This window comes from Pseudomonas wuhanensis, assembly GCF_030687395.1.
In the GTDB taxonomy this organism is placed as follows: Bacteria; Pseudomonadota; Gammaproteobacteria; order Pseudomonadales; family Pseudomonadaceae; genus Aquipseudomonas; species Aquipseudomonas wuhanensis.
Window position 1 is genome coordinate 164711 of record NZ_CP117430.1, and the last position, 21118, is coordinate 185828.

Sequence of the window (21118 nt, forward strand, 5' to 3'; positions counted from 1 at the left end):
CATGGAACTGGTTTTCGAAATGCTGAACACCAAGCAGTTCGTGCCCACGGATTTGTGCCAGAAGACCTTCAAGCAGGCCGGTGGCGTAATCGGCCGGGGCGAGGATTGCGACTGGATCATCCCCGACCGCAAGCGTCACCTGTCCAACCACCACGCGGTGATCAGCTACCGCGAAGGCACGTTTTTCCTGACTGATACCAGCAGCAACGGTATCCAGGACAGCGAAAGCGGCGCGCGCCTGCGCAAGGGCGAGCCGATGCGCATCGAGCACGGCAGCGTGTACGTGCTGGGTGACTTTGAGATCCGTGCGCGGCTGGTGCGCGACCCGGCGACCTTCGATGTTGAAGTTGGCCGTCCGCAGGCTGCGGGCAGCATCATTCCGGACGATGCCTTCCTCGACCTCGACCCGCTCAATGCCCTCGACCAGCAAGAGCGCGTGTACTCGGAAATCGACGAGCTGATTTCCCCGAGCACGGTGATTGAGGACACCCGTCAGCGTGCCGACTACGCGCGCATCGACATGGAAAGCCTGATGGTCCCGGAGCTGATCGATGCCCCGGCAGAGCCAGCACCGGCGCCACCACCAAAAGCGGTCGAACGTCAGAGCGAAGGTTTCTGGGAGCACTTCGGTGCGGCGTTGGGCGTGGACCTCAAAGACCTCGACCACGACGCCCGCGAAGCCCTGGCGCTGAACGCCGCGCGCCTGCTCAAGCAAAGCGTCGGCGGTTTGCAGCAGAGCCTGCGCACCCGCAGCGAGCTGAAAAACGAACTGCGCCTGGCCCAGACCACCGTGCAAGGCACCCACAAGAATCCACTGAAATTTGCCGTCGATGCCGGTGAAGCGCTGGGCATTTTGTTGCAGGGCAACAAGCCGGGCCAATTGCCGGCGGAGCAAGCGATCTCCCGCGCGTTCCGCGATTTGCAGGCGCATCAAGTTGCCTTGCTGACCGCCAGCCGCGCCGCCGTTCGCGGCACCCTGGAACATTTCTCGCCTCAACAGCTGACTCTGCGTTTCGAACGCGACAGCAAGCCGTTGCTCGCCACCTCCGGCAGTCGCTGGAGAGCCTACGGGCGTTACCACCAGGCTCTGCGTCTGGACGATGACTGGAGCGAACGCCTGCTGGCCCGCGACTTTGCCCAGGCCTACGAAGAACAGATCCGCCTGATTTCCACCCTTCACACCGACCACCAAGGATGATGCGCATGTCTCGCTGCTCCACCGCTTTTTTCAAGACGCTGACGGCGCTCATTGCCCTGGTGCTGTTGGCCGGATGCTCGTCGTTGTCGCCTTATTCCAAAGTGACCAAAGTTAACCTGAAGCTCACCGGTAGCGATCAACTGAACCCGGACCTCAACGGGCGTCCGTCGCCAATTGTCGTGCGTCTGTTCGAGCTCAAGCATCCGGTGACGTTCGAGAACGCCGACTTCTTCAGCCTGTACGAACGCGCCAAAGAATCCCTGGTCCCGGACCTGGTGGCCAGCGAAGAACTCGAGCTGCGTCCGGGTGAAACCGTCGAACTCAAGCTCAGCGTGGAAGAGGGCAGCCGTTACGTAGGCGTGCTCGCGGCCTACCGTGACCTGCCGGAAACCAAATGGCGCTACACGGTGCAAATCACTCCGCTGGAAGTCACCGTGGCTGACCTGACCCTCGATCAGGCCGGCATCCGCAATACCCATGAAACGCTCGCCAAGGCGGATGACTGATCATGAATTCCCATAAAGTCATTTGGCAGGAAGGCATGCTGCTGCGTCCGCAGCACTTCCAGCACAACGATCGTTACTACGACCACCAGATGAAGACCCGCACCCAGTTGCTGGGCAGCTACACCTGGGGCTTCCTCAACCTGGACATCGACTTGCAGTTCCTCAACATGGGCAAACTGGTGATCAGCCAGGCCTCGGGGATTCTGCCGGACGGCAGCCTGTTCGAACTCGGCGGCAACACCGAGCCGTTGGCGCTGGACGTGCCGCCGAACACTGGCAACACGCCGATCTACCTGGCGCTGCCGCTGGTCACCGGCAACCACATCGAGTCTCGCCGCCCGGAGCAGTCCGACGTGCTGGCGCGCTACACCGCGTACGACGCGGAAGTCGCCGACTCCAACGCCGGCGACGACTCCGCCAGCCAGGTCAGCTGCGGTCGTCCAGACTTCAAATTGTTGCTCGGCGAGCAGCAGAGCGACCAGGCCTACGTGAAGCTGAAGATCTGTGAAGTGCTCGACACCACGCCCGACGGCGTGATCAGCCTCGATCCGGACTTCGTACCGACCTACATTCAGGCGCACTCGTCCAGCTACCTGCTGTCGTGCCTCAAGGAAGTCATCAGCATGCTCGGCCACCGGGGCGACACCATCGCCGACCGGATCCGCTCCAACGGCAAGGTCGGCGGCGCGGAAGTCGGCGACTTTATGATGCTGCAACTGATCAACCGCACCGAAATGCTGCTGCGCCATTACCTCGGCCTGGAACAGGTTCACCCGGAAGAGTTGTACCGCACGCTGCTGACCATGCTCGGTGATCTGGCGACGTTTTCCAGCGAGAGCAAGCGCCCGCGTCTGGACAGCCGTTACCAGCACAGCGACCAGGGCGCGAGTTTCCGCAAACTGATGGAAGCGATTCGTCAGGTGCTGTCGATGGTGCTCGAACAGCACGCCATCGAACTGGTACTGCAAGCGCGTCAGTACGGGATCATCGTATCGCCGTTGCACGACCACAAACTGCTGGGCTCGGCCTCGTTCGTACTCGCGGCCAGTGCCAACTGCGACTCCGAAGAACTGCGCCATCGCTTGCCGGCGCACCTCAAGGTCGGCCCGGTGGAGCGCATCCGCCAACTGGTCAACCTGCATCTGCCAGGTATCAAGGTCAAACCGTTGCCGGTGGCCCCGCGGCAGATCGCGTTCCACTCCAACAAAACCTATTTCATCCTCGAACTCAGTTCCGAAGACCTGGCGCAACTCGAGCGCTCCGGCGGCTTCGCGTTCCATGTGTCCGGCGAATTCGCCGAGCTTGAACTGAAATTCTGGGCCATCAGGAACTGACCGACATGATCAAGGACATGGAATACAACCAGGACGACAAAACCGTCCTGCTCGACCGCCAGGGCCACGGCCCGGCGTCGAGTCCGCTGACTGACTTCGCTGCACCGCCGCGTTTCGAACAGCTGGAAGAGCGGATGATCTACGCCGCGCGCTTGCGCCCGGCCGAAGCGTTCAACATCAGCCTCAATTCGCTGGTGGCGGCGGCGTCCGAGCTGCTGTCGGAAGTGGTGCGCCTCAAGCACAGCGACACCCGCGAAGACCTGTACGCGCTCAACGAGCGGCTGACCGCCGGGCTGAAACTGTTTGAAGTGCGGGCGCTGCACAACGGCGCTGAAAGCAGCCAGGTGATGGCCGCCCGTTACGTGCTCTGCACTGTGGTCGACGAAGCCGTCGTCACCACGCCGTGGGGCAACGAAAGCGAGTGGTCGCAGATGAGCCTGCTCAGCAGCTTCCACAACGAAACCTTCGGTGGCGAGAAGTTCTTCCAGCTGCTGGATCGCCTGTCGAAAAACCCGGTCAAGCACCTGCCGATGCTGGAGCTGATGTACCTGTGCCTGTCACTCGGTTTCGAAGGCAAGTACCGGGTGCAAGCCCGCGGCATGCTCGAACTCGAAGGCATCCGTGACGCCTTGTATCGGCAGATCCGTCAACTGCGCGGCGACGTGCCTCGTGAGCTGTCGCCGCATTGGGAAGGCTTGAACGATCAGCGCCGCAGTCTGGTGCGCATCGTGCCGGCGTGGATGGTGGTGCTGTTCACCGTGGTCTGCCTGGTGGTGATGTATTCGGGCTTCGCCTGGGTGCTGGGCGAGCAACGCGAAACCGTTCTGCAACCTTATCAGCAGCTTGATCCGGCCACGGTTCAGCCGCAGCCGTAAACAGGGACGTGTGATGAAAAAGTTTTTCAAGAAAGTCGGCGCATTCCTGCGCCAGACCTGGGTCTGGACCCTGTTGCTGGTGCTGTTCGTCGCGCTGCTGGTGTGGTTCGTCGGGCCGCTGCTGGCGGTCAATGACTACAAATTCTGGGAAGGTTCGACCTCCCGCCTGCTGACCATCAGTGTGCTGTTCCTGATCTGGGGCCTGACCATGGTCTTCGTCAGCTGGCGCGCCGGTGTGCGCAAAAAGGCTGTGGAAGAAACCGAAGACGGCCAGGACCGTATCCGCCGTGAAGAGCTGATCGACGAAGAGCAGAAAGAGCTTCGCGTACGCTTCAAGGATGCGTTGAAAACCCTGAAGACCTCGAGCCTGTATCGCGGTCGCAGCGAGCGCTGGCGCAGTGATTTGCCGTGGTACTTGCTGATCGGTCCGCAGGGCAGCGGCAAGACCAGCCTGCTGGACTTCTCGGGCCTTGAGTTTCCAATCAACAAGATCGACCGCAAACTCACCCGCGACACCCTTGGTACTCGGCATTGCGACTGGTACTTCGCCGACCACGGTGTGCTGATCGACACCGCTGGGCGCTACCTGACCCAGCCGGATGCCGAAGTCGATGGCAGCGCCTGGAGCACCTTGCTTGACCTGCTGCGCAAGCGTCGTCGCAACCGTCCATTGAACGGCGTGCTGGTGACCATCCCGGTGGAAACACTGCTGGGCGGCAGCGAGCAAGACCTCGACACCCTGGCCCGCCAGGTGCGTGCGCGTCTGCAAGACGTGCATCAGAAACTGCACGTCGACGTGCCGATTTATCTGGTGCTGAGCAAAGCCGATCGCCTGCTCGGTTTCGACGAGTTCTTCGATCAGCTGACCCGCGAAGAAAGTGATCAGGTGCTCGGCACCAGCTTCCGCAAAGAACAGAGCGGTACTGACGTCGCCGTACTGCGCGCCGAGTTCGAAGAGCTGCTGCGTCGCCTGAACAGCCAGGTGATCATGCGCATGCACCAGGAGCGCGACACCCAGCGCCGTGGTCGGATCCTCGACTTCCCGCATCAACTGGGGCAGATCGGCGAGCGCCTGTGCCTGTTCGTCGACATGGCGTTCACCGGCAACCGCTACCAGCGTGTCAGTCAGTTGCGCGGTTTCTACCTGACCAGCGCACCGCACCTGACTCAAGAGATGGACCAGACCACCGCCGGCATCGGCGCCAATCTGGGTATGAACGCCGGTGTGTTGCCGACCCTGCGCAGTGGCCGTTCGCGGTTCATTCACCATTTGCTCAGCCGGGTGATTTTCCCCGAGGCCGATCTGGCTGGTCTGGACAAACGTGAACGCAGCCGCATCCACTGGGGCCAACGTGCGTTGTACGTGGGCGCATTGGCGGCACTGGCGCTGTTCGGCATGCTCTGGGCCGGCGGTTTCTCGGCCAACTATGAGCGTCTGGAAAACCTGCGCTCTCTGGCGCAAACCTGGAAGCAACAACGCTCGGCGCTGACCGCTCGCGATGATTCCATGGCGGTGCTCAAGACCCTCGACACCAGCTATGCGGCCACCCAGGTGTTCCCGAACAAAGGTGACGTGTCGTATCACGAGCGCGGCGGCTTGTACCAAGGCGAAGACGCCAATCCGGTGGTCAAGAGTGCCTACGAGCGTGAGCTTGAAGCGCAACTGCTGCCACGGGTCGCGACGCTGCTGGAAGGGCAGATTCGCGCCAACATGAAGGATCGCGAACGCCTGCTCAACAGCCTGCGCGCGTACCTGATGCTGAACATGAAAGATCGCCGCGATGCTACGTGGCTCAAGGATTGGGTCGCCACTGACTGGTCCCTGCGCTACGCCGGCAACACCGCGGTGCAGAACGGCTTGAACACCCACTTCGAGCGTTTGCTCAAGCAGCCATTTATTTACCCGCTGAACGATCAACTGGTGACTCAGGCCCGTCAGGTGCTGCGCAGCGAGTCGCTGGCCAACGTGGTTTACCGGATGCTGCGCGAACAGGCTCGCAATCTGCCGGAATACCGATTCAGCCAACACTTGGGCCCACAGGGTGCGCTGTTTGTCGGCACCGATTACGTGATCCCGGGGTTCTACACCCAACAGGGTTATCAGCAGTACTTCTCGGTCCAGGGCACTGCACTGGTCACCGATATCCTGCGTGACAACTGGGTGCTGGGCGAGGGCTCGGGCATCAGCGGCATGGACTTGCGTCGCCTGATGGTCGAACTGGAGCAGTTGTATTTCCGCGACTACGCCAACTTCTGGAGCGAAGCGGTCGGCCAGGTTGCCTTGCCACCGATCAACGACGCCGGTGAAGGCGCCGAGCAACTGGCGGGCCTGACTTCCGCCAACTCCCCAGTGCTGCAACTGCTGGTGGAAGTGCGTGAGAACACCCGTTTCCCGGTCATCGCAGACAGCGCTGATGAAGCCGCCGAAGCGGCTGACAAGCTGGGCGAGAAGGGCGGCAAGTTGGGCAAACTCGCTGCGGCTGCCGCGGACAAAGCGTCGGACATGGCCAAGAACTTGCCGGACACCGCGAAGAAATCCCTGCAACGTCGCTTCGAACCGCTGCACCGCTTGCTGGATGACAACAACGGCCCGGCCGCTGACCTGACACCGGCCCTGACGGCGCTCAACGACCTGCAACTGCAACTGTCGAGCCTCGCTCGCGCCAGTGCGCCGGACCAGGCTGCGTTCGAAATGGCCAAGACCCGCATGAGCGGCCAGCGTGATGCGCTGAGCAACTTGCGCAACGCGTCGAACCGTCTGCCGCGCCCTGTCAGCGTGTGGTTCAACGTGCTGGCCGAAGACACCTGGCGTCTGGTGCTCAACGATTCCTACCAGTACCTGAACCAGCGTTATCAGAGCGAGCTGTACAGCTTCTACGGCAAGGCGATCAACAAGCGTTACCCGTTCAGCGCCCACAGCACCAGCGATGTCGCGATCAGCGACTTTCGCGAGTTCTTCAAGGCCCAAGGCATCGCCGACCGCTTCTTCGAGAACTACATGCGTCCGTTCGTGAGTGGCGATCCAGGCAACTACCGCCTGCGCAGTATTGACGGTCACAGCATGCCGATCTCCAAGGTCTACCTCGACCAGATGGCCGCGGCACAAGTGATCCGCCAGAGCTTCTTCGCCAGCAACCCGGCCGAGCCGCAAGTGCAGTTCAAACTGGAGCCGTACACCCTCGACCCGGCCGTCAGCCGTTCCGAATTCAAGTTCGGCGACAAGACCATTGAATACCGCCACGGCCCGATCGTGCCGGTGTCGTTCAAATGGCCGACCGACGCCGAAGACGGTCGCACCAGCCTGGTCCTCGACAAGATGGCCGGCCGCCCGATCGGCATCGAGAAGAACTCCGGCCCATGGTCGCTGTTCCGTCTGTTCGACCTGATGCAGACCGAGTACTTGATGGGTCGCGACGTGTTGGTGCTCAAGGCTGACGTGGGTGGCCTGCGCGCCAACTACTTGCTGTCGAGCCAGCGCACGCCGAACCCGTTCGACATGGGCGTGTTGCGCACCTTCCGTATGCCGGTGCAGCTCTGATGCTGGTTGCCAGTCCCTGGCGCAGCGCTGCGCGTACCGATCCGGGCAAGGTTCGGGCGCGCAACGAAGATGCCTTTCTCGACTGCCCACAGCAGGGGCTGTGGGTGGTCGCGGACGGCATGGGAGGTCATCAGGGTGGCGACATCGCCAGCCAGTTGATCGTCGCCAGCCTGGCGGAATTGCCGGTGCAAAATGACTTCGACGAACGACTCAAAGGTATTCGCCAGTGCCTGCACTGGCTCAACCGCCGCTTGGGTCAAGAGTTGACCGTCACCGCCGGGCGCCACGACAGCATCATGGGCAGCACCGTGGTGGCGCTACTGGTGGAAGGCAATCGCGCGGCCTGCATCTGGGCCGGCGACAGCCGCTGCTACCTGTGGCGCGGCCAGCGTTTGTATCAGCTGTCCAAGGACCATTCGCTGCAACAGCAATTGATCGACGAACAGAACATGAGCGTCGAAGACGCTCGCGCGCATCCTGCTGCTCATGCGCTGACCCGTGCGGTCGGTGCTGCCGAGCAACTGACGCTGGATGTGTTGGAACTCGAGGTCTATCCCGGCGATGCGTTTCTGTTGTGCAGCGACGGTTTGTATCAAGGGTTGAGCAGCGACGCCCTGGGCAACGCCCTGAGCCTGACCGCGCCGCACGTTGCGCTGGAGCGTCTGTTCGACGGCGCTCTGCGTGGCTCGGCCCGGGACAACCTGACTGCCGTGGTGATCCGCCAATGACCGAATTCATGCCACCGTTCGACGACCTGCTGGTGACCGAGGAAGAAGCCAATAACCTGACTTACTTCGCCTTCGCCAAGCCTCTAAACGGAAAGCCGCATAAGGCTGAGCCTGCGTTGGCGCCGACCCGGGCCAGCGTCGGTGAACTGCCCGACGTGCTGGCGGGGCGTTACCGCATCGAGCGCCTGCTCGGTGCCGGTGGCATGGGCGCGGTTTACCGTGCACGGGACTTGCTGAGCGAACAGTTCGGCGATCCCGACCCTTACATCGCGCTGAAAATCCTCAGCGAAGAATTTGCCGAATCGCCGGACGCCAGTGCCTTGCTCTACAGCGAGTTCGCCCTGACCCGACGACTGCGCCACGACAACGTGCTGCGACCGCACACCTTTGAAGTGGACACCGACTGCCAGCGCGCCTTCATCACCATGGAACTCATGCGTGGGCTGACCCTGGACAAATTACTCTGCGAGCGGCCCCTGGGCCTGCCGTGGAAAGAACTGCGTGACATCGCGCTGCCGCTGCTCGACGCGCTGGCCTACGCCCACGCTCGCGGCGTGCTGCACGGTGACATGAAGCCGAGCAACGTGATGCTCAGCGAAGACGGCGTGCGCCTGTTCGACTTCGGCCTCGGCCAGGCGCAAGAGGGCATCTTGCCCGGCCTGCCGCACCTGAGTCGCAACCGCTTCAACGCCTGGACCCCCGGCTACGCCGCCCCCGAACTGCTCGAAGGCCAGACGCTGTCGGCCAGCGCGGACGTGTACGGCGTGGCCTGCGTGATCTACGAATTGGCGGGCGGCAAACACCCGTTCCGCCGCTTGCCCTCGACCGAGGCCCGCGACGGGCATCTGGAGCGCGAGCTGCACGCACCAAAGAATCTACCGAAACACTGCTGGCCAGCCCTGCGAAAGGCGCTGGCTTTCGATGCGGCCAAGCGCACCATCACCGCCGCCCAATTGCGTGACGCCATGGGCGCCACTTCGTCTTTGCTGCAACGCCTTCGACTGCGGGCGTAACGGATGACTACCGAACAGGGAGCAAGCAATGTTCAACTCAGCTAACGAAACGCACTTCAGCCTCACAGTCGAAGACTATGCCGGCGACCTGCAAGTGCTGTCGTTCACCGGCACCGAAGGCATCAGCCAGCCGTATCGCTTCGACCTCGAACTGGTCAGCGAAAACCCCGACCTGGATCTGGAAAAGCTCCTGCACAAACAGGCGTTCCTGGCATTCGACCCGAAAGGCAGCGGCATCCACGGCCAGATCTACCGCGTCGCCCAAGGCGATGCCGGCAAGCGCCTGACCCGCTACAAAATCTCCCTGGTGCCGCACCTGCAATACCTGCATCACCGCACCAACCAACGCATCTACCAACAGATGTCGGCGCCGAAAATCATCGCCCTGATCCTCGAAGAACACGGCATCAAAGGCAACGCCTACCGCTTCCAGCTGAGCACCCCGTGCCCGGACCGCGATTACTGCGTGCAATACGACGAAACCGACCTGCACTTCGTCCAGCGCCTGTGCGAAGAAGAAGGCATTCACTACCACTTCCAGCACAGCGAAAAAGCCCACCTGCTGGTGTTCGGCGACGACCAGACCGTGTTCCCCAAACTCGGCCAGCCCACCGCCTACGTGCAAGGCAGCGGCATGGTCGCCGACGAGCCAGTGATCAAAGGCTTCAAACTGCGCCTGGAAACCCGCACCGGCCGCGTCACCCGCCGCGACTACGACTTCGAAAAGCCCAACCTGCGACTCGAAGCCGCCTACAAACCCGACGGCGAAAGCACCGAACCAGACCTCGAAGACTACGACTACCCCGGTCGCTTCCTCGACCGCGCCCGCGGCAAATTCCTCAGCCAGCGCGCCCTGGAACGCCACCGCGCCGACTACCAGCAAGCCGAAGGCCATGGCGACCAGACCACCCTCGTCAGCGGCCATTTCCTGGAAATCTCCGACCACCCACGCACCGAGTGGAACGACCTCTGGCTGCTCACCGAAGTCGTCCACGAAGGCAAACAGCCGCAAGTGCTCGAAGAGTCGGTCACCAGCGACACCACCGACAACAAAGACGACTTCCACCAGGGCTACCGCAACCGCTTCCTCGCCACCCCGTGGAACGTGTTCTACCGCCCGGCCCTGGAACACCCAAAACCACGCGTCCTCGGCAGCCAGACCGCCATGGTCACCGGCCCCAAAGGCGAAGAAATCCACTGCGACCAATACGGCCGAATCAAAGTGCAATTCCACTGGGACCGCGAAGGCCTGGCCGACGACAAAACCAGCTGCTGGATGCGCGTTTCTTCAAGTTGGGCAGGTGATCGTTATGGCGCCATCGCCATTCCGCGTATTGGTATGGAAGTGTTGGTGACCTTCCTTGAAGGGGATCCTGACCAGCCGTTGGTGACCGGGTGTCTGTACCACAAGGAAAACCAGGTTCCCTACGACCTGCCGGCGAACAAGACGCGCACCGTGTTCAAAACCCTCAGCTCACCGGGGGGCGGTGGGTACAACGAACTGCGGATTGAAGATAAGAAAGGGGCGGAGCAGATCTTTATTCATGCCCAGCGGGATTGGGATGAAAACATCGAACACGACCAGAAGATTCGCGTGGGCAACGAACGCCACGACACTGTTGAGAAGAACACTTACACCGAACTCAAAGCCGAAGAACACCGCACCACCATCGCCGACCGCAAGACTGAAGCGCGGATGGATGACCACCTGACGGTTGGGCAGAACCAGCACATCAAGCTGGGGACTGCGCAGCTGACCAGTGCCGGGAAGGAAATACACCTCAAGGCTGGGGACAAGATTGTTATCGAAGCGGGGATGGAACTGACGGTAAAAGCGGGCGGTAGCTTCATCAAGCTGGATGCGGGTGGGGTTACCGTGGTTGGGCCGGTGGTGAAGATTAATGCGGGTGGGTCGGCTGGGAGTGGGACGGGGATTGGGATTAAGCCACCGGTGCTGCCGGGGGCGGCGGATAAGGATAAGGCGGGGAGTTTGATGGATCAGGCGTTGGGGAATGCGCCGCCTGAGAAGGTTAAACCGAAGGCTTTTTTTGTGTTTTCTGAGTGATGAAGTTCGTGATGACAACAAACAAAAATGCAAGGCAGTTCAAGTGGTGCTCCATCGCACTGCTGACGTTGGGTATGTGCAGCGGCGCCGTTGCCTCATCGCCCAGTGACCCGCAATGCCCGAGCGGCAACTTTGCAGAGTTCGCCCAGGTTTTCTCATCCCAACCTGAGATACAGAAGGCATTTATTGCCTCGTCCGTTCAGGAACTTCGAGTGGTTGCCGATGGCGACAAGCCAAAGGTTGTCCAGGGCAAAATCAAAGCGCTGGACGCTGCCGAGTTGAACGTTCTTGTGCCGGAAAATGCTGCTGCGTCGAGCCTAACTATTAAGGTCGATTTACCGAACAAGCTGATCGTTCGTGACCAGGCAGGCAAATTTCTAAAGGTTTTCGTCTTCAAACACGGCGACTGTTGGGTTCTGGATCGTGTCGAAGATTGGTCGCTTGAAAACGTATCTGATGTTGTGTCTCGAACAGAGAAACTATTGCCAGGTCAGCGAGAGCTGAGGAAAGGTGCATGGTTTGACAGGCTGGCTAATCATGCATCGCCTGAATCGGGTGTTTATTTGTACGCAGCAGCACTGGATAGCTACTTGGCCGGAGCGCAAGAAGGTTCGCCGCAAGCTGCACTCGCTGCTGCGGGAATCAGTCTTTCTGGGCAAGCTCCCCGCCTGGATAACAGCAAAATTGTGGATCTTTTGATTGCTGCTTCAAAAAGCATTCCAGACGCAGGCGTGACGCTTGCGAATTTTTACTGCGATGAGGGTGAATACGACGACAAGCACGTCTGTATCAACCCGCAACAGTCAATGGCTGCATTGGAAAGCGCCGCGAGCCGAGGCTCGGTAGATGCGCTGAGCCAACTTGGCGAGGTGTATGAAGTCGGCACCGTCGTCCCTGCTGACCTGCCCCGAGCAATGGCGTGTTATCAGGAGGTTCAGAAAAAGGATCCTGAGTCCGGCACGCGAGGTGTTGACCACTTAGCGGCCCAAGGCGTCGTCGCTGATAACTCAATTCAATGTCTTAAAGCAGGGAGCTTCCGATGAGTACCGGACTACTCGAACAGCGGGCTAACTACCCGCATACCCAATATGAATACGGTCCAGCGAAAGGTTACGCCGATGCCGACGGCGACGGTCGAAAGGAAATCGACTGTTCAGGTCTGTTGTACCGAATGCTGAAGGACGCGGGATATTCAATTCCATACCTGACAACGGGACAGCTGAATGTTGACGTAACCCATTTTGACGTCATTCCGCTCGCGAGCGTCGAGCCCGGTGATATTGCACTCTGGATCAATTTCCACGGGCATACCGGGGTAGTCGAGGACATCAACTCTGTACGGACCGCGGGGAATTTTTTCGGCTCGCAATCTTCTTCTGGGCCGAAATCAGCTAAATATGGGCACCAGAGCGGTTACTGGCCGATGCCAGAAAAGTTTTTGCGTCCGAAGGCTCAATACAGAACTGATGCACAACCTGCGCCAGCGGCTGCACCCACCCCAGGAACTGCTCCGGCGGGATCCGCACCCCTGATGAATTTTCAATACCCCTTCCGAAAGGCTGACGGGAAGCAATTCACTGACGCAGAGGAAGTTTACAAAACGCTCGAAAATGAGAAGTCAGGTCATTACTTGTTGGGTAGCAACAAATTTTGGCATGGCGGCATCCACATCAGTGATGCAAGTGCTCCGCAATGCGTACTGAATGAGCCGATACGCTGCATGGCCGATGGCAAAGTCGTTGCGTATCGCCTTAACGAGGATTATCTGGAGTCGACCTTCGGTGACAATGAGAAAAAGCTGAAATATTCCAACTCCTTCTGCCTGGTGCGTCACGAGTACAAGTCGGCACCCAATCCGGAAGAAGGGCCGAACAAAGGCAAGCAAAACAAGCTGAACTTCTTCAGTCTGTACATGCATTTGCTGCCTTATAAGCGCTATCCACTATCCGAGGAAGAAACACCAAAACCCAAAGTAACCATGAAGGTAAATGACTTCAAGGCATACGACGAGTTTCCCGAAACAAGCAGCGTTCAGTCTCCCGGAAAACTGGCTATGGGCACCAAGCTTGAGGTGCTGGAGCAGAGAAGCGTCGGTAACGTCACCTATGCTAAAGGAAAAATCCTTTCCGGCAGTGTAAAGAACGGGTCACACAAAGTTCGTGAAGCAGGGAGAGAGGTTTGGTTCGCCTATTTGAAGAATGGTGCACCTTACCAAAACTCCCAACCCAAACGTATTTGGCTCGCGGACGATGTACCGGAACGTGCCAAGCCAAAGTATTGGCAAGGGAAAGTAAAAGCTAGGACGTGCAAACGCTTGGCTATGTATGCCGCACCAGCGAACCCTACGGATGGGCAACCTGCAGGTGCGCGTATAGAAGAAAGTCGTGAGATAACGGTCAGCAGCACTATTGCGTTCGATAGCAAGGATGTTGTGAGCTTGGTTCTCGACAACAAATTGCGGCGAATGGCCCCATGTACACCGGTGGAAGCTAGCATATGGACAGGCACGGGGAGCGTACCATCAAATTTCTGGGCCATTGTCGAAAGCGATCCGGATAGCCAGTACGTGCAGTGGGAGACGCTCACGCCTACAGAATTTGAGGTTGTGACGACTAGCATTGGAATCAAGGCTGGTGACCCGATCGGCTATTTGGGGCAAACGGAAAATCTCACTAGCCAGCAAGGCGCGTCGGACAGCAAGTTTCAGGTTCACGTCGAAATATTCACCGCCGAATCGGAAGTGAAAGACTTCCTTAAAAACCTCGCTGGTCTGAAAACAGGCAAACAGTACCTGCACTTGCCGACCGGAACGGAGCTCAAGAAGACACCCCCGGCGACGGGCATGACAGTGCTCAAACTCGACCATGCTGTCGACCTCAGTAAGGCTCCGGTCATAAAGGAAGGTACTGAAGACTGGTACAAGGTCAGTGTTACCGAGGACGCTCAACCGGTCAGCGGACTAGTGAAAAAAGCAGGCGCCCAAATCGTCACCCAGCACGACTGGGAAAAATTGGGATTCCATATTGTTGAAGAAACAAACGCTATGGCAGACGGTTTCCTCGACCCCGAAGACATGCCGCAGTTCTTCAAAGATTTGCTCATGAAAATTGATAAAAACCATGATGGTGAAGTCGATCCCGGCGAGCTCGCCGACGCGTTGAAGAATATTGATACGAGAGATCAGTGGGCGAAGCTTATTGCTCATCATCCGACTGAATGGAAGGACAAAGCAGAGTCGGCTAAGTGGAGTAAGTTGGATAAGTTGTTGGAGTCATCACCCAAAACGTTGAAGCATGAAAAAGAAAGAATAAGCAAATATGTGTTTTGGGATGAGCTTGTTGGCGAGGCTGCTATTGGTTCAGAAGTGGTTTGGCACTTTCATCCAATAGAATTTGTTGCTGGATTTACATCCGCTACTGCGGAGCTTTTGTCGTACGATCAAATGAAAAAAATGTTCCCGGAGTCGTCAGAGGAAAAGCGAGAAGAGGTGCGGGGGCTGTTCAATAAATATGCCGATCGTTTTGAAATTAATACAATTCCTAGAATTGCTCAGTTTTTTGCTCAAGTTAAAACAGAAGTTGGAAATGCTTTGGTTGGTAAAGTGGAAGACTTATGGTATTCCGCAGAAGCGCTCAGATCTAAATTTGGGCGGTATTTTAATACATATCCAGCGGAAGCGGATCAGTACGGGTATAAGCGTATCGAAATGGCGCAGTATAACGCTCTTAGTCCGGCTGCAAAAAGTGCCTATACCATTCGAAAAAATAAAGCTTATTCTCAGTTTCCAAATGAAGATGAAATCGCGAAACGCATTTACTGTTGCTGCTCCCCTCAGGGCAATTTTGTATTGACTGCGGGTGGCTGTGTGGAAGGTATAAAGTATAAAGGTAAAGGATTTATTCAACTAACATGGAAGTCTAACTATAAAGCCGTGGAAGATTTGTTAAGGGCGAAGCTGCCGGAGGAGACCATTAACATGGTTGATAATCCCGATCAGTTGCTCGAAACGAAAATAGGCCTTATATCTGCGATGGGTTTTTGGGAGCTAAATAAGCTGAATGATCTTGTTGCACCTAATACAACCTCTACAGATAAAATAACAGAAGTTGTGAATAAGCATACTAATAGTTATGGCGAGCGGCGAAGTAATTTTACAGTCATATATCAGGAGATAAATCAGTGAGCGGATTCGTGAAAAACTGTCGTTTTTTGATATTTGTTCTTTTAGGGGGTGGAAGCATTTCCGTTTCCGCAGATCAAGTGTTCAATCCACCTGCGGCCTCGGAGATATTTAAAGAGTTTGACATTGGTTTGCTTCCGAATAAAAGCAGCCAAAAACTATTGATTTTGAAAAGTGAACCCGGCGATAGGGCTCAACGCTTACTTGTGACGGCAATCGTCGACTCTAAGCAGTCCGTAATTGTTGAGGCGCCAACTGCGTTGCCATTAATCAAAAATGCTTATTCCCCAGCAAGTTATGATGGATTTGAAGTTGGCGTCTTAAAGGGATCAGAAAAAACTATCAGTGTAGTGGATGCGCAAGCAGAAATGGTCTCATTCAAGTATGCTTCCACGAAGCCTGGCGCAATTGTCTACCTGAATACAAAGGAAGAAGACAACGCCAAGTATACCTTTAATCTTCAGTTTCAATATGACGCTCAGTCGGAGAAGGTTGTTATGAATAATCTTTTTCTGGTGGTTAACAATGAGTCCTGTGATAGGTCGCTTGTAAGCGTTTATGCAATTCCTTCGAATGCGCTTATGTCTAAATCACTCGAAACGTTTTCGGGAGCTGAAGCATTCGAGTATTTAAAGAGGCTTCATGTCGAAGCTCAGCGTTCAGACGTTAAGCGTGAAAAGCTTATGTCAGTGGCGGTAGCTTCAAATTTTGATCAGGCGCTATTGGCATACAAAAATGGTGATAAGGTAAAATTCAAGGAGCTTATGAGTTATCTAGTTGTAGATGGTGGCGAGGATGAGACGTGTGCGCCAGATACTTATATAGTTGAAAAGTACTATTATTCAAATATGGTTGGTTGGTCTAATGATCTTGGCTTTTTATTTGCTGAGGCTGGTTACTATGGTGAGGCAATCGAACTGCTAAAACAGGTAGTCGCACAGAATCCGAACAGGATTGTTGCTTATCTAAATCTGGCGGATGCTTATTGGGGGGCAGATAAAAAAGACTTGTCTACTGAGAACTATAAAAAATACAGCGCATTGATGAGTCGATCGGGCAAGGCAGCAAAAATCCCTAAAAGAGTTAGTGAGCGCAGCTAAAACCTGTCGAGCCGTAAAAAGGGGCGGATTTATTTGTGGGGGTAGATTTAACTTTCGATAAATAAACCTATCCTCTTTGTTCGGTTCGGTTCGGTTCGGTTCGGTTCGCTTTGTTCGTTGTCCAGGGAGATATTTTTGAGCTTTAACAGCCGTTGGTTATATGTAATTCTGTTGCTGGTGTCTTCAGCGTGGGGCGAGGGTAAAAAGCTCGCATGCGATGCGGATACCAATATTTGCTCTGTGGCCATTGCAGAGAATTATTGTGGGTCTGACGGTGTAGCCAAGTCCAAGTGGGACATCCGAAGTGGATATTATGTACTGAGCTGTGAGTGTGACTGCACTACTCAGGAGAATAGCTTCTGGTTTGTAAGTCAGGATGGAAAAGTTAAAACTCTTGAGGCGAGTAAGGTTGTAAGTGCGGTAGATGTTGTAAAAAATAAATCGGGTGTTCCTGACTCATTCGGAACGGTACCCTACTGTAAAGCACTAAAAATAAATCAGGATCGACTTGTTTATTTGCAGAAGGGGCCAGGTGCCTCTGAGTCATCGCAGCCGTACTGTTATTCAGTCGTTGAGCAAGATGCAGCGGAAGCCTGTACGACTGAAGACTGCATGCAGAAACAAAGACTGGTAGAGAAAACTGTTGCGAGCCTGAAAGGTGAGATTCTGACAGAGTTTAAGAATGCAACATCTCGGCTTTATAAAAATAAAGAAGCGTTCGTGAGTTTTCCGAAACGAGGTTTTATAGAGAAGTATATAACTGACCATGGTTACTCGAGTGGTGACCAGCAAAGCTTCAATGATATTGCTTATTTTTGGCAGCAGGCTGGATTCAATGAGGATGCTATTTGGTTGTTGGGAAAAGTCATTGCCGATAATCCGAAACGAGTCGTGGCCTATCTCAATATTGCAGATGCATATTGGTCGGAAGGCGACAAAGCTACCGCCGCGAAAAACTATAAAACGTATAACGAGCTCATGATCATAGGCGGTAAACAGCAAAAAATCCCTGAGCGTGCGAAGGAGCGTAGTGTTCTGAAGTAGAAAGAAAAGGGGGGGGCGATTTGTGAGTTGGCTTTTGTTGAGGTCCGTATATAAAACGGTCTTCTTATTTTCCAGTTAATGGTAAAAGGGAATTTTCCATGAATCAGCGTCTGCTCGCGGGCAGCCTTTCGCTGCTGCTCTCGTTTCCAGCCTTCGCCGCGCCTTCGGATGCCTACACCCAACGCGATGTCATGCAGTGTGGCGGCGTTGAAGTGGTGTTGGTGTCGTCCTGCCGATCCGTGACGGTGCAGGACACTGAAATCCACGTAATCCCGGTCTGCTCCGACCAGACAATCAACATCGGCGGCAATGTGTTTCGGCGCAACATCGACAAAGTTTCACAGCTCACGTCCGACGGTGCGAAGACGAAGATGTGTAACCGCTCCATGAACCCCACATTCAAAGTGCATAGCCGATCACGGATGCTGTGCTCCCGATTCCCTCAGGAGCCAGCTCGCCATGATGCGACCCGACGCCAAAGTCGAAAAAGTCTATCTCTACCCCAAGCCCGTGGACTTCAGAAAGTCCATTGATGGCCTCGCTGCGCTGGTCGAGCTGGATATAAAAGTGGCGGTGTTCGATCCCGTGCTCTTCGTCTTTCTCAACAAGCCCCGTAACCGCGTGAAGATTTTGTACTGGGAGCGCAACGGCTTCTGCCTTTGGCTTAAGCGCTTGGAGTCCGAACGATTCAAAACATCGCCTGATCTCAGCGATGAAGTGATCGTTCTGACCGTCCAGGAACTGAACTGGCTGCTTGACGGTTTTGACCTGTGGCGCAACCGTCCTCACCAGGTTTTGACCCCACGCTACGTAGCCTGACCCGGTATAATCCGGGCCATGATTTCTCTGCCCGACGACCTTCCTGATGACCCCGTTTTGCTCAGATGCTGCTTGATGCACTCAATCGCCAGGGAGAAGTGGTCCAGTCTTACCAGACTCACATCGTTGACCTGAAAGAACAGATCAAGCTGTTGCGCGACCGCTTGTTCGGGCGTAAGTCCGAGCAGACAGCGGAGCCCAATACGCCGCAACTTGCACTGTTCAATGAGCCCGAGAGCGAGCCGATGCCGTTGATCGGCGATGTCGAAGAAGAAGTCGTTGCCCCGGTGTCGCGCCGTGGTAAACGCAAGCCATTGTCGGCTGAGTTGCCGCGTGTCGAGGTGATCCACGAACTGCCCGAGCACGAACTGACCTGTGCCTGCGGTTGCCGCAAGCATGTGATCAGCGAAGAAATCAGCGAACAGCTGGATATCGTGCCGATGCAGATCCGTGTCATCAAACATATCCGCAAGGTTTATGGTTGCCGTGACTGCGAAACGGCACCGGTCACCGCCGACAAACCGGCTCAACTGATCGAAAAGAGCATGGCCAGCCCAAGCGTGCTGGCAATGTTGCTGACCACCAAGTATGTCGATGGCTTGCCGCTGCATCGTTTCGAGACGGTGTTAAGTCGACACGGCATCGATATACCAAGGCAAACACTGGCTCGCTGGGTGATCCAGTGCAGCGAACACTTTCAGCCACTGCTGAACCTGATGCGCGACCGATTACTGGAAAGCCCGGTGATCCACTGCGATGAAACCCGTGTTCAAGTATTGAAAGAGCCAGATCGAGACCGACCAGCCAATCCTGGATGTGGGTACAAGCCAGCGGCCCGCCAGATCGCAAAGTCGTATTGTTCGACTACACGTCCAGCCGTGCGCAGGAGGTTCCGTTGCGTCTGCTGGAAAGTTATCGCGGCTATGTTATGACCGATGATTACGCGGGCTATAACGCCTTGGCGTTGCAACCGGGGGTCGAACGGCTGGCCTGCATGGCCCATGCGCGACGCAAGTTCGTTGAAGCGCAAAAAGTGCAGCCCAAGGGCAAGACTGGGCGTGCGGATATCGCGCTGACGATGATCAACAAGCTGTACGGCATAGAACGTGAGTTGAAGGACGCCAACGATGAGCTGCGGTTTATCGGACGCCAGGAAAAGAGCCTGCCTATCCTGACTCAACTGAAAAGCTGGCTGGATAAAACCCAATCCCAAGTGACGCCGCAAAGTGCACTGGGCAAGGCTGTGCATTATCTGGCGAACAACTGGAGCCGGCTGGAGCGCTATATCGAAGCCGGTTATTTACCCATCGACAATAACGCCGCTGAAAGAGCGATCAAGCCGTTTGTCATCGGGCGCAAGGCCTGGTTGTTCAGCGATACCACCAACGGCGCGACCGCCAGCGCGCAGATCTATAGCCTGGTCGAGACCGCCAAGGTCAACGGCCAAGAGCCCTATACGTGGCTGCGCCACGTACTGGAGCGGTTACCGCACGCTTCATCGATAGAGGACTACGAAGCTTTGCTGCCATGGAACTGCTCCCCGGAAATGCCACGGTAAATCGCTAACCCATCCTTAGGTAGGTGGGGTTCATGGATCGCATACGAAGATGTTGAGTAATGTGGTCGTGGCGATGGATTGCGTGAAAGGAACCAAGGGCAGCCTGGTTTCAATTGGCGGTTATGGCGGGTGCGGATCCTGCCCTGAATGGCGCGGGTATTACTCCACGGCCGGCCGGTTAGAGCATTACAGCTACAGCAATAGCTATCGGTCGTTTGGTTCGAAAGGTTCTTGGGAGGGGCTGATCGAGGCTTATGGCGTCACGAAGAGACAACTGCAATCGGAAAGCCCTGCAGTGAAAAGGATCGTTTATGGCCAGCCTTAAGTGGGTGTTGATGTTCGGCAGCCTGTTTGCCGCCAGAGCCTTTGCCCAAGACCTGCCAATAGTCGGTGTCGGCGGGCACGCAGTGACGTTTCGGGCGACAGAATGGACGATGCCCGGTGTGGAGTCGGCGACTGCTTGGTTCACCGCAAGTGGTAAAACGTTCCCGCTCTTCAGCATCGACGTTGGTGCTGATGGGCACTCCGGTTGGCTCAGTCCTGACAAGAAAACCTTGTTGCTCGACCCGGTGAGCTTCGGCATGTTGTCGGTCGAGAGTGGTGAAGAAAAACTGGTGTCGCAACAGCATTGCGATGTGATCTCGATGGAGAGCGGTTGCGTGCTGGCTGAGCGTTCTGCCAGCTTTTGTGTCGGTAAATGGGTGGGCAATCAGTGGGTTTCCAACGACGGTGAAGTGTTCAATCCCGTCCTGGAGACGAAGCCCCCAAAGGACTTGTTGAGGCATGTCGTGGACATCGAGCCGGCGCAGTCCCGCGCGGAATCCATCGTATGGAGCCTGAGCTTTTTGAGTCCGGAGTCCTACATGGCGTGTCATCCCCCGGCGCAATATCTTCAGGCGTTCAACGACCTTGGTTTTTACCTCGCCGAGGGCGGTAACGATGAGCTTGCGCTGAGGTTTTATCGCGGCGTTGAGGCGGTCGGCAAGCGCACGGTGTTGATGTTGAACATGGCTGATTCGTTGTGGCGACTGAACAGGAAAGACGAAGCGCAGTGGTATTACCGCGAGTACGGCGAAGCGATGACTGCCGCCGGTAAGGCGCAGAAGATTCCGCAACGCGTAGCTGAGCGATCCGTAAATCAAGGAATGAAAAATTGAACA

15 protein-coding genes and 1 pseudogene are annotated in these 21118 nt (G+C 56.4%); all 16 read left to right on the forward strand.

Annotated elements, in window-relative coordinates; all coding sequences use genetic code 11:
• Position 1 precedes the first annotated feature (1 nt).
• The 16 genes and pseudogenes from tagH (at position 2) to PSH88_RS00810 (ending at position 21115) form a co-directional block, all read left to right on the forward strand.
• Positions 2-1198 (forward strand): type VI secretion system-associated FHA domain protein TagH, encoded by a 1197-nt coding sequence (gene tagH, locus PSH88_RS00735; RefSeq protein WP_305424498.1) that lies wholly within the window; start codon positions 2-4, stop codon positions 1196-1198.
• Between the two features lie 5 nt (positions 1199-1203).
• Positions 1204-1704: a type VI secretion system lipoprotein TssJ gene (gene tssJ / locus PSH88_RS00740; RefSeq protein WP_008007643.1), complete on the forward strand. Its 501-nt coding sequence runs from the start codon at positions 1204-1206 to the stop codon at positions 1702-1704.
• A gap of 2 nt (positions 1705-1706) precedes the next feature.
• Entirely contained in the window at positions 1707-3038 is a 1332-nt protein-coding gene (tssK, locus tag PSH88_RS00745) for a type VI secretion system baseplate subunit TssK (RefSeq protein WP_305424499.1), read from the forward strand.
• A 5-nt stretch (positions 3039-3043) separates the two neighbouring features.
• Entirely contained in the window at positions 3044-3913 is an 870-nt protein-coding gene (icmH, locus tag PSH88_RS00750; protein WP_305424500.1) for a type IVB secretion system protein IcmH/DotU, read from the forward strand.
• 13 nt (positions 3914-3926) lie between these two features.
• Positions 3927-7451, forward strand: a complete 3525-nt coding sequence (gene tssM / locus PSH88_RS00755; protein ID WP_305424501.1) for a type VI secretion system membrane subunit TssM — start codon at positions 3927-3929, stop codon at positions 7449-7451.
• A complete protein-coding gene (locus PSH88_RS00760) occupies positions 7451-8179 on the forward strand; it encodes a PP2C family protein-serine/threonine phosphatase (RefSeq protein ID WP_305424502.1) in 729 nt (242 codons plus the stop codon). The genes tssM and PSH88_RS00760 overlap by 1 nt, the downstream gene beginning before the upstream one ends.
• Positions 8176-9192, forward strand: coding sequence for a serine/threonine-protein kinase (locus PSH88_RS00765; RefSeq protein ID WP_305424503.1), 1017 nt, complete (start codon positions 8176-8178; stop codon positions 9190-9192). Before PSH88_RS00760 ends, PSH88_RS00765 begins: the two co-directional genes overlap by 4 nt.
• Before the next feature lie 28 nt (positions 9193-9220).
• Positions 9221-11257 carry a type VI secretion system Vgr family protein gene (locus PSH88_RS00770; RefSeq protein ID WP_305424504.1) on the forward strand — a complete coding sequence of 679 codons (2037 nt, stop codon included), beginning with the start codon at positions 9221-9223 and terminating at the stop codon, positions 11255-11257.
• A gap of 11 nt (positions 11258-11268) precedes the next feature.
• Positions 11269-12300 (forward strand): SEL1-like repeat protein, encoded by a 1032-nt coding sequence (locus PSH88_RS00775; RefSeq protein ID WP_305424505.1) that lies wholly within the window; start codon positions 11269-11271, stop codon positions 12298-12300.
• Complete coding sequence (locus tag PSH88_RS00780) at positions 12297-15440, forward strand: hypothetical protein (RefSeq protein ID WP_305424506.1); 3144 nt, start codon at positions 12297-12299, stop codon at positions 15438-15440. Before PSH88_RS00775 ends, PSH88_RS00780 begins: the two co-directional genes overlap by 4 nt.
• On the forward strand, positions 15437-16537 hold the full coding sequence (locus tag PSH88_RS00785; protein WP_305483449.1) for a tetratricopeptide repeat protein: 1101 nt from the start codon (positions 15437-15439) through the stop codon (positions 16535-16537). The genes PSH88_RS00780 and PSH88_RS00785 overlap by 4 nt, the downstream gene beginning before the upstream one ends.
• Positions 16538-16672: 135 nt before the next feature.
• Positions 16673-17581, forward strand: a complete 909-nt coding sequence (locus PSH88_RS00790; protein WP_305424508.1) for a tetratricopeptide repeat protein — start codon at positions 16673-16675, stop codon at positions 17579-17581.
• Between the two features lie 459 nt (positions 17582-18040).
• Complete coding sequence (gene tnpB / locus PSH88_RS00795) at positions 18041-18400, forward strand: IS66 family insertion sequence element accessory protein TnpB (RefSeq protein WP_049285761.1); 360 nt, start codon at positions 18041-18043, stop codon at positions 18398-18400.
• Between the two features lie 18 nt (positions 18401-18418).
• Positions 18419-19958, forward strand: a pseudogene (tnpC, locus tag PSH88_RS00800) (IS66 family transposase).
• Between the two features lie 49 nt (positions 19959-20007).
• A complete protein-coding gene (locus PSH88_RS00805; protein ID WP_305424509.1) occupies positions 20008-20283 on the forward strand; it encodes a hypothetical protein in 276 nt (91 codons plus the stop codon).
• Entirely contained in the window at positions 20270-21115 is an 846-nt protein-coding gene (locus PSH88_RS00810; protein WP_305424510.1) for a tetratricopeptide repeat protein, read from the forward strand. The genes PSH88_RS00805 and PSH88_RS00810 overlap by 14 nt, the downstream gene beginning before the upstream one ends.
• Positions 21116-21118 lie beyond the last annotated feature (3 nt).